The sequence below is a fragment of the Mesorhizobium sp. M1334 genome (genome assembly GCF_040317995.1).
Classification (GTDB): Bacteria; Pseudomonadota; Alphaproteobacteria; order Rhizobiales; family Rhizobiaceae; genus Mesorhizobium.
In genome coordinates this window covers 163011-176111 of sequence record NZ_JAMYLM010000006.1, presented here as the reverse complement: position 1 = coordinate 176111, position 13101 = coordinate 163011, and the positions used below count along the sequence as shown (strand labels likewise).

At 63.7% G+C, this 13101-nt stretch carries 13 protein-coding genes; 6 read left to right on the top strand and 7 right to left on the bottom strand.

The features are described 5' to 3' along the window. Positions 1–105 precede the first annotated feature (105 nt). Positions 106–1308 (top strand): pyridoxal phosphate-dependent aminotransferase, encoded by a 1203-nt coding sequence (locus NKH17_RS14335; protein ID WP_352896269.1) that lies wholly within the window; start codon positions 106–108, stop codon positions 1306–1308. A 6-nt stretch (positions 1309–1314) separates the two neighbouring features. On the opposite strand, the gene NKH17_RS14330 is transcribed toward NKH17_RS14335, so the two are convergent. After that, positions 1315–1710: a (R)-mandelonitrile lyase gene (locus NKH17_RS14330; protein ID WP_352506734.1), complete on the bottom strand. Its 396-nt coding sequence runs from the start codon at positions 1708–1710 to the stop codon at positions 1315–1317. 30 nt (positions 1711–1740) lie between these two features. Then, a complete protein-coding gene (locus NKH17_RS14325; protein ID WP_352506733.1) occupies positions 1741–2340 on the bottom strand; it encodes a methyltransferase family protein in 600 nt (199 codons plus the stop codon). 143 nt (positions 2341–2483) lie between these two features. Between NKH17_RS14325 and NKH17_RS14320 the strand changes: the two genes are divergently transcribed. From NKH17_RS14320 to NKH17_RS14310, 3 genes are all read left to right on the top strand, one after another. Beyond that, on the top strand, positions 2484–3350 hold the full coding sequence (locus NKH17_RS14320; protein WP_352896264.1) for an alpha/beta fold hydrolase: 867 nt from the start codon (positions 2484–2486) through the stop codon (positions 3348–3350). A 163-nt stretch (positions 3351–3513) separates the two neighbouring features. Next, entirely contained in the window at positions 3514–5565 is a 2052-nt protein-coding gene (locus tag NKH17_RS14315; protein ID WP_352896261.1) for an elongation factor G, read from the top strand. 838 nt (positions 5566–6403) lie between these two features. Then, entirely contained in the window at positions 6404–6901 is a 498-nt protein-coding gene (locus NKH17_RS14310) for a methyltransferase family protein (RefSeq protein WP_352740171.1), read from the top strand. Positions 6902–7156: 255 nt separating this feature from the next. Here the strand turns inward: NKH17_RS14310 and NKH17_RS14305 are convergent, their stop codons facing one another. Both NKH17_RS14305 and trxB read right to left on the bottom strand, forming a co-directional pair. After that, positions 7157–8053 (bottom strand): LysR family transcriptional regulator, encoded by an 897-nt coding sequence (locus NKH17_RS14305; protein WP_023719100.1) that lies wholly within the window; start codon positions 8051–8053, stop codon positions 7157–7159. A gap of 97 nt (positions 8054–8150) precedes the next feature. Beyond that, positions 8151–9125: a thioredoxin-disulfide reductase gene (gene trxB, locus NKH17_RS14300; RefSeq protein WP_254819256.1), complete on the bottom strand. Its 975-nt coding sequence runs from the start codon at positions 9123–9125 to the stop codon at positions 8151–8153. On the opposite strand from trxB, the gene NKH17_RS14295 reads away from it, so the two are divergent. After that, entirely contained in the window at positions 9118–9333 is a 216-nt protein-coding gene (locus tag NKH17_RS14295) for a hypothetical protein (RefSeq protein ID WP_352896257.1), read from the top strand. The two genes, trxB and NKH17_RS14295, sit on opposite strands and share 8 nt — an antisense overlap. A 45-nt stretch (positions 9334–9378) precedes the next feature. Continuing rightward, positions 9379–9855: an Lrp/AsnC family transcriptional regulator gene (locus NKH17_RS14290; RefSeq protein WP_352896254.1), complete on the top strand. Its 477-nt coding sequence runs from the start codon at positions 9379–9381 to the stop codon at positions 9853–9855. A gap of 269 nt (positions 9856–10124) precedes the next feature. On the opposite strand, the gene NKH17_RS14285 is transcribed toward NKH17_RS14290, so the two are convergent. From NKH17_RS14285 to NKH17_RS14275, 3 genes are all read right to left on the bottom strand, one after another. Next, on the bottom strand, positions 10125–10700 hold the full coding sequence (locus NKH17_RS14285) for a D-sedoheptulose-7-phosphate isomerase (protein ID WP_352896251.1): 576 nt from the start codon (positions 10698–10700) through the stop codon (positions 10125–10127). 7 nt (positions 10701–10707) lie between these two features. Continuing rightward, complete coding sequence (gene rfaE1 / locus NKH17_RS14280) at positions 10708–12186, bottom strand: D-glycero-beta-D-manno-heptose-7-phosphate kinase (RefSeq protein WP_352896248.1); 1479 nt, start codon at positions 12184–12186, stop codon at positions 10708–10710. Between the two features lie 139 nt (positions 12187–12325). Then, positions 12326–12958, bottom strand: a complete 633-nt coding sequence (locus NKH17_RS14275) for a LysE family translocator (protein WP_352687813.1) — start codon at positions 12956–12958, stop codon at positions 12326–12328. Positions 12959–13101 lie beyond the last annotated feature (143 nt).

The following is a 13101-nucleotide window of genomic DNA, read 5'->3' as shown; positions in this document are numbered from 1 at the left end:
GGCTCATTCGACAATGCCTGCGCTGGGCTTGCGCTTGACCAGATGATGCGACATGAGAGGCGCCGCGGCGCCTTCGCCGCGCCGGTCCTCCTGGAGATATCTGTCATGGCCTTTCTTGCCGACGCCCTTTCCCGCGTAAAGCCTTCCGCGACCATCGCGGTGACGCAGAAGGCGCGCGAGCTGAAAAACGCCGGCCGCGACGTGATCGGGCTGGGCGCCGGCGAGCCGGACTTCGACACCCCCGACAACATCAAGAACGCCGCGATCGAGGCCATCCGCCGCGGCGAGACGAAATATCCGCCGGTCTCCGGCATCGTGCCGCTGCGCGAGGCGATCGCGAAAAAATTCAAGCGCGAGAACAATCTCGACTATCGACCGGAGCAGACCATCGTCGGCACCGGCGGCAAGCAGATCCTGTTCAACGCCTTCATGGCGACGCTGAATCCCGGCGACGAGGTGATCATCCCGCGGCCATATTGGGTGAGTTATCCCGAAATGGTGGCGATCTGCGGCGGCACCTCGACCTTTGCCGACACCTCGATCGACAACGGCTTCAAACTGACGGCGGCCGTGCTGGAAAAGGCGATCACGCCGCGCACCAAATGGCTGTTGATGAACTCGCCGTCAAACCCCTCGGGCGCCGCCTATACCGAAGCGGAGCTCAAGAGCCTGGCCGACGTACTGTTGAAGCATCCCCACGTCTGGGTGCTGACCGACGACATGTACGAGCACCTGACCTATGGCGACTTCGTCTTCAAGACCATCGCCGAGGTCGAGCCTAAGCTCTATGAGCGCACGCTGACCATGAACGGCGTGTCGAAAGCCTATGCCATGACCGGCTGGCGCATCGGCTATGCGGCAGGCCCGGTGCCGCTGATCAAGGCGATGGACATGATCCAGGGCCAGCAGACCTCCGGCGCCTGCACCATCGCCCAATGGGCGGCGGTCGAAGCGCTGAACGGGCCGCAGGATTTCATCCCGAGGAACAAGGCGATCTTCCAGGGCCGGCGCGATCTCGTCGTCTCGATGCTCAACCAGGCGCGCGGCATCACCTGCCCATCGCCGGAGGGTGCGTTCTACGTCTATCCCTCCTGTGCCCAGCTGATCGGCAAGACGACCAAGAGCGGCAAGGTGATCGACAGTGACGAAACCTTTTGCTCGGAACTGCTCGAGGCCGAGGGCGTGGCGGTTGTTTTCGGCTCGGCCTTTGGCCTCGGCCCGAACTTCCGCATCTCCTACGCCACGTCGGAGGCTCTGCTCGAAGAAGCCTGCACGCGCATCCAGCGCTTCACCGCCGCGCTGGTCTGAGACGTTTCAGCCGCCATACTGCTCGTCGCTGACCTTCTCCAGCCAGTCGGCATGCACGCCCTCCAGCGCCTCCTGCATGGCGATGTGCGTCATCGCCGATTTCGGCGCGGCGCCGTGCCAGTGCTTTTCGCCGGGCGCAAAGGAGACGACGTCGCCGGCCCTGATCTCCTGGATCGGCCCGCCCCAGCTTTGCGCGAGACCGGCACCGGACGTGACGTAGAGCGTCTGGCCGAGCGGATGCGTATGCCAGTGGGTCCGGGCGCCGGGCTCGAAACTGACCAGTGTGGCGCGTAGCCGCGCCGGTGCCTCCTTCTCGATGATCGGCGTCTGCAAAACCCGGCCAGTGAAGTATTTTTCCGGCGCAACAATCGTCGGCACGCTGCCACAGCCAATAATCTTCATCGTCGCAAATCCTCGATCCAATCCAGTGTCTTAGAGACTACCACTTTCGTCCGATGCCGGCTGCATCTCCTGCCGGCTGCGGGCAAAACGCGGCCAGAACAGGCCGGCACGTCCGCTATAGGCCTGGTAGGCACCGGCCAACCTTGTACGTGAAAATTTTCGCTCTTCGTCCAAGGCCGCGATCACATAGATCGCAACGATGCCGGCGACCGGCACGACCGCCCACACCGACCAGGTCGCGATACCCCATCCGATCCAGAAGATGATGTAGGATGTGTAGAACGGATGACGGACATGGCTATAAGGGCCTTCGGTCACCAGGCTGTCGGGATTGTCCGGATCAAACGCGAAACGCAGCCGCGCCTTGCGCGAAACCGAGATCGCCCACCAGAACAGCGCCGAGCTTGCCAGTTCGACGGCAAACCCGCCGATCTTCGCTGCAACCGGTTGCCGCTCGATCCACAGCAGCGCCAGAAAGAACAGCGCCGTGCCGACCACGACGGCCGAAATGATCATGGCGCCTTGAGACATGCTCGGCGACTGGAAATGCCCGCGCATCGACCAGGCATATTGGCCGAGCGTCGCGATGCTGCTGATCGAGAGGAGAAGGTCGAGCGTGGATTCCATCATCAGGCTCCGGGGGTTAGCTGTGGTGGATTCGGCCATCATAGCCGGCAGAAACCGAGAAATCATTTCTTAACCACCGTTCTAAACAACATGGTGACCTCAGCATGCGATGTTGACCTCGAGACAATTCGAAGGTCCAACCGGATATGGCCGTTTCCCACCGCACGATCCGCACGCCGCAAGCGGATTTGCGCCTCAGCCAGTCGTCGGGACCCGGCATCCCGGTTGTCCTGATCCACGGCTCGGGCAGTTCGCGCACCGTATTCGCCCGCCAGTTCGACAGCCCGTTGGCCGCCGCCCATCGGCTGATTGCTTTCGACCTGCCCGGCCATGGCGAATCGTCGGACGCCCGCGATCCGGCGACGGACTACACCATCGCCGGCCTTGCCCAATCGGCGGCTCAGCTCCTCGATGCCTTGGGCATCGGTCGCGCCGTTGTCTTCGGCTGGTCTCTTGGCGGGCACGTGGCAATCGAGCTCGCGAGTTTTCACCGCGCCGTCGGCGGGCTGATGCTGACCGGCGCGCCGCCGGTATCGAAGGGTCCTTTCGGCATGCTGCGCGGCTTCCATGCGCATTGGGACATGCTGCTGGCGTCCAAAAAGACGTATTCCGAACGCGATGCCGAGCGCTTCGAAACGCTCTGCTTCGGAGACACCGCCGACCCGTCCTTTCGCAAAACCATCCTGCGTACCGACGGCCGGCTGCGCGCCGCGGTGACGCGCGGCATGCTCACCGGCAAGGGCGCCGACCAGAGACAGGTGGTCGAGCAAGCCGCGTTTCCGGTCGCTATCGTCAATGGCGAGAACGATCCGTTCGTCCGGCTCGGTTATTTTGAAACGCTCGCCTACGGCTCGCTGTGGGAGCATTGCCACATCATTCCCGGTGCCGGGCATGCGCCTTTCTGGGAGCGTGCGGACCTGTTCAATCCGTTGCTCGCGCGCTTTGCCGAGACGGTGTCAGTGCAGCGCATTGAGGCAACGCCACTGGCGTCGCGCCGAACCGGCACCGGCTGAACCGGCCCCAACTTCAAATCCCTTCAACCTCAAATCCCTTGCCCTCCCGGCCTGCCCGTGGGACGATGCCCTTTGGGTAGGTGGCAAATTGAAAAAAGCCTCGCCCGCGACGGCCGACAGGCCGGCCGCCGCTCACAGGGAAACGCCTGAGTGGAGGTCAGCCATGGGTGCTCGCGCCGGAGGACGACGCACGGGACCGAAATGCATTGCCATAGTCGGTCCCTTTGCAAGCGGTAAGACGACACTTCTCGAAGCCATACTCGCCCGTACAGGCGCCATTCCCCGCCAGAATCCCGTTTCGTCCGGAAATACCGTTTCCGATCATTCGCCGGAAGCGCGCGCTCACGGCATGAGCGTCGAGGCGACCTTCGCCACAACCGATTTCATGGGCGAGCCGTTCACCTTCGTCGATTGTCCCGGCTCCATCGAATTCTCCTTCGAAGCCGAGCCGGTGCTGGCTGCCTGCGACGTCGCCGTGGTCGTCGCCGAGGCTGACGAGAAGAAGATCCCTGCCCTGCAGCTGATCATGCGCAAGCTCGACGATCTCGGCGTGCCGCGTATGCTGTTCCTGAACAAGGTCGACAAGGCGATATCAGGCGTGCGCGACACGCTGAAGATGCTGCAGCCGGCAAGCACGGTGCCATTGCTGCTGCGCCAGATCCCGCTGCGCAAAGACGGCGTCGTCATCGGCTCGATCGACCTCGCTCTGGAGCGTGCCTACATCTATCGCGAATATGCCGAGAGCGAGGTCGCCCAGATCCCGAGCGACGACAAGGCGCGCGAGCTCGAGGCGCGCTTTTCCATGCTGGAGACGCTCGCCGACCATGACGACCGCCTGATGGAGCAATTGCTGGACGAGATCGAACCGCCAAAGGACGCGATCTTCGATGACCTCGCCGCGGATCTGCGCGACGGCACGGTGACGCCGGTGCTGATCGGCACCGCCGAGAAGGGCAACGGTGTGCTGCGCCTGTTGAAGGCGATCCGTCACGACGCACCCGATATCGCGGCGACGCGCCAGCGTCTCGGCGCTCCCGACGGCAATGCCACCGTGGTCCAGGTGATGAAGACCATCCACACCGCGCATGGCGGCAAGCTGTCGGTCTCGCGCATCCTGTCCGGTCAGGTCGCCGACGCCGCCGAGCTGTTCCTTCCCAGCGGCGAGACGGCAAAGGTCTCCGGCATCTACAAGATGCTCGGCAAGGACCAGGTCAAGCTGACTCCGGCCAAGGCCGGCGACACGGTGGCGCTCGGCAAGCTGGACGCCGTCAGGACCGGCCAGACGCTGAGCTCGACCAAGGGCGGCATCAAGCCTCTGGTTACGCTGGCGCCGCCGCAACCGGTCTTCGCCTTCGCGCTGCGGCCGAAAGAGCGCAAGGACGAGGTCAAGATGTCGGCGGCCATCCAGCGCCTGGCCGAGGAAGATCCCTCGCTCAGTCTGCATCACAACCAGGATTCAGCCGAAACCGTACTGTCCGGTCATGGCGAGATGCATCTGCGCGTCGTGCGCGAGCGGCTGGAAGGCAAGAACCAGATCCCGGTCGAAGGCCATGTGCCGGCCGTGCCGTATCGGGAGACTATCCGAAAAGCGACGCAGCAGCGCGGCCGCCACAAGAAACAGTCGGGCGGCCACGGCCAGTTCGGCGACGTCGTGCTGGAGATCAAGCCGCTGCCGCGCGGGTCCGGTTTCCAGTTCACCGATACGATCACCGGCGGTGTCGTGCCGAAGACGTACATCCAGTCGGTCGAGACCGGCGTGCGCGATTACCTGAAATCCGGCCCGCTCGGCTTTCCGGTCGTCGATGTTGCCGTCAACCTTTCCGACGGCTCCTACCATGCGGTGGATTCCTCCGACATGGCCTTCCAGATGGCGGCGAAGCTGGCGATGAAGGAAGGCATGGCCGCCTGCTCGCCGGTGCTGCTCGAACCGGTGATGAAGGTCGAGATCGTCACGCCGTCGGATGCGACGTCGAAGATCATCGCGCTGATCCCGCAGCGGCGCGGCCAGATCCTCGGCTACGACGCGCGGCCCGACTGGCCGGGATGGGACGTGGTTGAGGCGACCATGCCGCAGGCCGAGATCGGCGACCTCATCATCGAGCTGCGCTCGGCCACGGCTGGTGTCGCCAGCTATCGGGCCGTCTTCGACCACATGGCCGAACTCACCGGGCGGTTGGCCGACGAAGCGCTGAACGCCAACGGCAAGGCCGCCTGAAACAGCTTGCGGCGGCCAGAGCACAAGGATGCACACAAGGAAACGGCGCCCGGATCATTCGGGCGCCGTTTCGTTGCGGACCGTCTTCGTGGGAGGCGAAACGGCAGGTCCGCCGCATGCTTGCCGCCGGTGTCTGGCGGCGGAGGATGGTTCGGACGCGGTAGCTGCCTGAGCCCGGGTCGTCCGAGTGATGCCCCCATCCCCCGGACGAGCCACACCGCGTCCTATGCTCTGCTTACCCGATTTGGCGTGCCAACGCATGTTACCCGAGGTTACATGTCACTGTTACGCGCCAGTTCCGGCCGATTTTCCGGCGAAGTGTTGGTTTCGGGCAACAAAAAAGCCGGATCAATGAAGACCCGGCTGAGTTTGATTGGAAGTGCCTGTTAAGGCTAACCTCCAGAGGGGAACACTCGAGAGCGCTAATGGGAGGAGAACGCGCTCAGGAGATGATCTATATATGTGCTCTTCATGCCCAAGAAACAAGCATCTATTTTGCAACACTCACATGCAAAAAGGCGCCGGCTGTGGTCTAATCCGTCCCGAAGCGCAATAGGACCAGTTGAATCGCTGAAATACAGCGTGCGGCAAGGCAAAAATCGATCCGCAGCCGCGAATCAGCAGCGATTCCTGCTCGGAAAGTCGAAAAACGCAGAATGACGTGGAATCGTGCAGCACGCGTTTGTTTTTTCGGCAGCCAGACCTTGCTGGTGCATGCCGCCCAAAAAGCCCGCCATCGAGCTTGACCTGAGGGTGTAGCGGTTTGGGTTACATGCCGGACAAGACCTGAAGCGCTTTGCAGGAGACCGTTCAAGGCCGCACCCGTAAGGAGAGCTATATGCGAGCCACTTCGGCGATCGCCGGCAGCGTCATCTTCCTTGCGGCAGCGCCCGGCGTGGTCGCCGGACTGCTGCCTTGGCTGCTGACCGATCGCTATCGCCTGCCCTGGTCGAGACTGCCCGGTTTCGTTCCTGTGGGCTGGCTGCTGATTGTCGCCGGCACAATCGTGCTGCTGCACGCCTTTGCCCGTTTTGCCCTGGAGGGCCTGGGTACGCCAGCCCCGGTCGCGCCGACCGAGAGGCTGGTCGTCGGCGGCATTTATCGCCATGTCCGCAACCCGATGTACGTCGCCGTGCTGTCGATCGTCCTCGGCCAGGCACTGCTGTTTTCGAGCGGGACGGTCGCCGCCTATCTAGTCATCGCCGCGGCCGCCATGATCTCCTTCGTGAAACTATACGAGGAACCGACGCTTGCCCGCCGCTACGGCGCCGAATACGAAGCCTACCGCCGGGCCGTACCAGGCTGGCTGCCCCGGCTGACGCCTTGGCGCGGCTAATTTCTGGACGCCGACAATTGGCGAAACCGGTGAGACAGCTCCTTCTCCCCGTCACCATACTGGGAGAAGTGCCCGGCAGGGCGATGAGGGGGCATCAGGACTGCCCATCGAAGGGCAAGTGCGACAAAGGCTGGCGCTGCCGCTTATCTGGCTGCCGCCATCTTCTCCACGTATAGTGACGGGAAGAAGGACGAATTCGCCGAAGCCTTCGCCATCGCCCGACGTTGCTCAGAAGTCGACGAGCGGCACTGGTAACTAAAACGACCAGCTGCGCGCCTTGGCGATGATGAAATCGCGGAAGACATGCAGCTTCGCCTGGTTCTTCATCGCGTCGGGATAGGCGAAATAGGTATCGAAGGACGGCACTTCGGTTTCGGGCAACAACTGCACCAGCCCGGAATCCTTGCTGACCACATAATCCGGCAGCATGGCGATGCCGGCGCCGCCCTGCACCGCCCGCTTGATCGACAGGATGTCGTTGATCTGCAGCGTCGGCACCCTTTGCCCGCCTTCGAAATCGCCGACCGTCTCCAGCCAGTTCAGTTCCGACAGATGCGCCGGCACCGGCACGCCGAAGGTGACGATGCGATGGGCCTTCAGCTCGGCGATCGAATTCGGCTTGCCGTATTTATTCACATAGGAGGGCGCCGCGTAGAGATGGAAATGCACGGTGAACAGGCGGCGCTGGATGAGGTCAGGCTGCTGCGGCTGGCGCAGCCTGATGGCGCAGTCGGCCTGGCGCATGGTGAGATCGAGCTCCTCATTGGCCAGGATGAGCTGCAGGCTGACCTCGGGATAGAGCTCGATGAATTCCTGCACGCGCTCGGTCAGCCAGCCGGCGCCGAGGCCGACCGTGGTCGTCACCCTGAGCACGCCGGAGGGCCGGTCCTTGGTTTCGGTCAATCGTGATTTGATGGTTTCGAGCTTCATCAGCACGTCGTGTGCCGTGCGGAACAGCATCTCGCCCTGCTCGGTCAGCACCAGGCCGCGGGCATGGCGATTGAACAGCGGCACGCCGACGTCATGCTCGAGCGCGCTGACCTGCCGCGAGATCGCCGATTGCGACAAATGCAGTGTTTCCGCGGCATGGGTGAACGACCCCGCTTCCGCTGCGGCGTGAAACACGCGTAGCTTGTCCCAATCCAACGCCATGATTTCCCCTCGTCCTGTTTTCTGGCGTCCGCCTGTTTTGGCGTCTGAATGAAAAATCAGGCTTTTGCGCGGCTTGTCTCAGCCGCTTGTTCAACAATCACTCCGCCGCTTCGCGGTGAACCTCGATCCCCGCCAGATATTTTTCCGCCTCGAGCGCGGCCATGCAGCCGAGACCGGCCGCCGTCACCGCCTGGCGGTAGATGTCGTCGGTCACGTCGCCGGCGGCAAACACACCCGGCATATCGGTGCGGGTCGAATCCGGCGCCGTCCACAGATAGCCGTTCGGCTTCTGCTTCAGCTTGCCGGCAAACAGCTCGACCGCCGGCGCGTGGCCGATCGCCACGAACACGCCGTCGACCACCAGATGCATCTCCTGCCCGGTCACCACGTTGCGCAGCTTCAGCCCTTCGACCGACGGCGGCAGCGGCGCCTTGCCGGGCCTGCCGGTGATCTCGTCGACCACCGTGTCCCAGATGATGCGGACATTGTCTTTCTGCAGCAGCCGCTCGCGCAGGATGCGCTCGGCGCGGAAATCGCTGCGCCTGTGGATAACGGTGACGCTCTTGGCCAGGTTGGAGAGATAGAGCGCTTCCTCCACAGCCGAATTGCCGCCGCCGATCACCGCGACATCCTTGCCGCGATAGAAGAAGCCGTCGCAGGTGGCGCAGGCGGAGACGCCAAAACCCATGAAGGTCTGTTCGCTCGGAATGCCCAGCCATTTCGCCTGCGCGCCGGTGGCGATGATCAGCGCGTCGGCGGTATAGATCGTGCCGGAATCGCCCTTGGCGCGGAACGGCCGCACGTTGAGGTCGACCTCGGTGATGATGTCGTTGACGATGTCGGTGCCGACATGCTCGGCCTGCCTGAGCATTTCGCTCATCAGCCATGGACCCTGGATCGGTTCCGCGAAGCCCGGATAGTTTTCGACGTCGGTGGTGATCATCAGTTGCCCGCCCTGCTGCAGGCCGGCGACCAGCATTGGCTTGAGCATGGCGCGGGCGGCATAGATTGCCGCCGTATAGCCGGCGGGGCCGGAGCCGATGATGAGAACAGGCGCGTGCTTGGTGATCATGAAAGCCTCTGCGGGGAGCAGCCATGGATTGTGGCATGAACTCTCGTCGATTGTTGCGGGTAATGTAAGTGTTGCCCGCGACGCCAGCAAGGCAAGTTGCCGTTCGTCCCCGGAAAGCTTCGGCGCCGGCGACGGCGACAAGCAACCGCAGCAAGATGCTGCGAAAATCCTCGATCCAGCGGATGGAATAGACAGCAAAGTCGTTTAACTACAAAGTCGCGAAAGATTCTTTCGCGTCACCACGGAAGCCGCCATGCCGATCAAGGCCGATCTCGAGGCCATCGACTGGAAGATCCTGCGCGAGCTTCAGCAGGACGGACGCATGACCAATGTCGAACTGTCGAGCCGGGTCGGCATTTCGGCGCCGCCGTGCCTGCGCCGCGTCCGGCGGCTGGAAGAGGCCGGCATCATCCGCGGCTACCGTGCCCTGCTCAACGCTCCGGCACTCGGCCTCGACGTCGTCGCCTTCTGCCTGATCGGCCTGCATCACCAGGCCGACGCCGAGCTCAAGACCTTCGCCGAGCGCACCCGCGGCTGGCCGATCGTGCGCGATGCCTGGATGGTGTCGGGCGAATCCGATTTCCTGCTGCATTGCGTGGCGAGCGATCTCGGCACCTTCCAGACCTTCGTCATCGAGGAACTGGCCTCGGCCCCCAATGTCGATACGGTGAGAACCGCGCTGACCATCCGCCGGGTCAAGGACGAAGGGCTGGTGGCGTTTTCGGCTTGAGACCAGGCAAAGCCCCGGAGAAACAAAACCCGGAAACAAAAAACCCGCCTCGGCGGGCGGATCGTCGGTGGGAATCATCACCGTAGTTGAATTAGTAGCATAGCTGCCGGCACAAAGCAAGAACAAAATGTGGCTATGCGTCAAATAATAATCGCTACAGACTGGCGCTGCCCTCACCCTTACCCTCCCCGTGAAGGACGGGACAGGGGTCGCCAGCGTTGCGGCTACCTCTCCCCGTTGACAGACGGCCTCTACCCGGCCTGGCGCAATCACCCTGCGTCGCAGAGGCGCATTTCGATCATTTCGCAGAGATGGTGGTAAAGGCACAAATGTCCCTGCTGGATGATCGGCGTCGAGGTCGAGGGTACGTTGAGCAGGATGTCGGAGAGCGGCTTCAGCTTGCCGCCGGTGTCGCCGGTCAGGCTGACCACCGTCATGCCCATCATGCGCGCTTGCTGGGCGGCGGCGAGGATGCTTGGCGAATTGCCGCTGGTCGAGATGGCGAGCAGCACGGCGCCTGCCGAACCATGCGCCTCGACCTGGCGCGCAAACACCGTGTCGAAGCCGTAATCATTGCCCCAGGCGGTCAGCACCGCCGCGTTGGCCGGCAGCGCGATGACGTTGTAGGCCTTGCGCTCCCTGAGGAAGCGGCCGACCAGCTCGCCGGCGATATGGATGGCGTCGCTGGCCGAGCCGCCATTGCCTGCTATCAGCAGCGCCTTGCCCTGCGAAAGCGCGGCGACGACGGCGCTGACCGCCCGCTCCATCTCGCTGGTCAGGTCGCGCTCGACCATCGCCGAAATCGCGGCCGCCGAGCGGGCCAGGTAATCGTTCAGTTCGGACATGAAACCCTCAGTTCCCGGCGCGTAGTTTGCCGATGGTGCCGGTCGTGCTCTTGCCGGCGACGAGATCGACCAGCACGACGCGCCCGCCGGCCTTCTGCACCACATCGGCGCCAACCACCTGATCGACCGTATAGTCGGCGCCCTTGACCAGAATGTCGGGGCTCAGCGCCTCGATCAGTGAAAGCGGCGTATCCTCCTCGAAGATGACGACGGCGTCGACCGAGGCAAGTGCTGCAAGCACGCAGGCCCGGTCATGCTGGTCGTTGACCGGGCGTCCCGGCCCTTTCAGCCGGCGCACCGAGGCATCGCTGTTGAGGCCGAGCACCAGCCGGTCGCACTGGCTGCGCGCCGCATGCAACAGGCTGACATGGCCGGCATGCAGGATATCGAAACAGCCATTGGTGAAGCCGACGCTCAAGCCCTCGTCCTTCCACGCAGCCGCCAGCCGCGCCGCGGCCGCGGCATCGAGGATCGCGTCCTTGTGGGCGACCGGACCATGCGAGCGAGACAGCGCACCGGTGAGTTCCTCGATCGTCAGCCGCGCGGTGCCGCGCTTGCCGACGACGACGCCGCCGGCGGCGTTGGCGATCGATCCGGCCATGACACGATCAGCCCCTGCTGCAAGAGCCAGCGCGAAGGTCGCGATTACCGTGTCGCCGGCGCCCGAAACGTCGAACACTTCGCGCGCCTGCGTGGCGATATGGCGGGCGTCGTCCGCACCGACGACGCTCATGCCCTTTTCGCTGCGCGTCGCGACGACGAAATCGAAACCGTGCGCCGAAATCAGCTGGCGCGCCGCCGCCTCGATCTCGTCATCGGCAAACACTGCGCGGCCGACCGCCTCGCCGAGTTCCTTGCGGTTGGGCGTGATTGCCGTCGCGCCGGCATAACGCGCATAATCGCTACCCTTCGGATCGACCAGCACCGGCTTGCCCGCTTCCCGGCAGATCGAGATCAGCTCGCCGGCGACGCCGCCGAGCAGCACGCCCTTGCCATAGTCGGACAGGATGACGATGTCGGCGCGCGCCAGTGCTTCGCGAAAATGCCCGACCAATGTCGCGCGCTCGGCATCGCCCAGCGGCTTGATTTCCTCTTCGTCGAAACGCAGCACCTGCTGGTTGAGCGCGCTGAAGCGGCTTTTGGACGACGTCATGCGATCGGCATCCTGCGCCAGCCCGCCGGTGTCGACGCCAAATTCGCCGAGCATGCGCATGAGGTTCTTGCCGGCCTCGTCAGCGCCGATCACCGAGACCGGTATGACGGAAGCGCCAAGCGAAACGATATTGGCGACGACATTGCCGGCGCCGCCCATCGCCAGCGTTTCGCCGCGCCCGTGCAGCACGGGGATCGGCGCTTCCGGCGAAATGCGCTCGATCACGCCGTTGACGAAACGGTCGAGGATGAAATCGCCGACCACCAGCACGGTGGCGCTGCCGAAGCGCGAAATGGCGCGGTGAAGAGGTTCGGGAGAAGGCAGCTTGATCATGTCAACGCGTGGGAGAGCCGATTTTCGGTGACGGGGAATTCGATTGGCAGGGCCGGCCGTTCATGGCGATGCCGATATACCGCAATTTCAGCCGACGCAACGGCAGGCCTTCGACCGATCGCGGCGGCGAGGCAATGCGTCAGCTTTTCTGCAACGCGACATGCACACCCAGTCCGACAAGCACCGCACCGCCGGCCCGCCGCATCAGGCGCTGCGCCCGGCTCGACTGCCGCAGCCTGGCGATCACTGCGCCGGCCAGCACCACGCAAACAATATCGGCCGACGAGAACATCAAATTGACGATCGTTCCAAGCACGACGAACTGCAGCCAGACCGGAAACGCCGCCGAGGCATCGATGAATTGCGGCAGGAACGCCATGAAGAAAATCGCCGTCTTGGGGTTGAGCACCTCGACGGCAACGCTCTCGAAAAAGGCGCGGCGGGCGGATTTCGGCTGAATTCCCGGCAAGACAACGTCGCTTTGCGCCTTGGCGCGAAACAGCGAAACACCGAGCCAGATCAGATACAGCGCACCGACCAGCTTGACCGCCATGTAAAGCACCGGCACGGCATGGAACAGCACCGACAGGCCGACAGCGGCGGCGAAGACATGAACGTAGCCGCCAAGATGGATGCCGAGCGCCGCCATCAGGCCGGACCAGCGGCCGCGCGCCATGGTTTGCGCAGCGGCATAGAGCATGGCGGGGCCGGGGATATAGGCGAAGATCGCCGTGGTGGCGAAAAAGGCGACAAGCAGTTCGGTTGACGGCATTACCTTGCTCCTGTCGCCATTGGCCGGCAGGCCGACTGAAACGTGACGTTTGCGGCGGCACTGTGGCGCTCATCCGGCCGCCTCGCCACCTGGTTTGTCGACAGCCCGGCCCGCCTCCCCTATAAGGGCCGGAATCGGCAAGC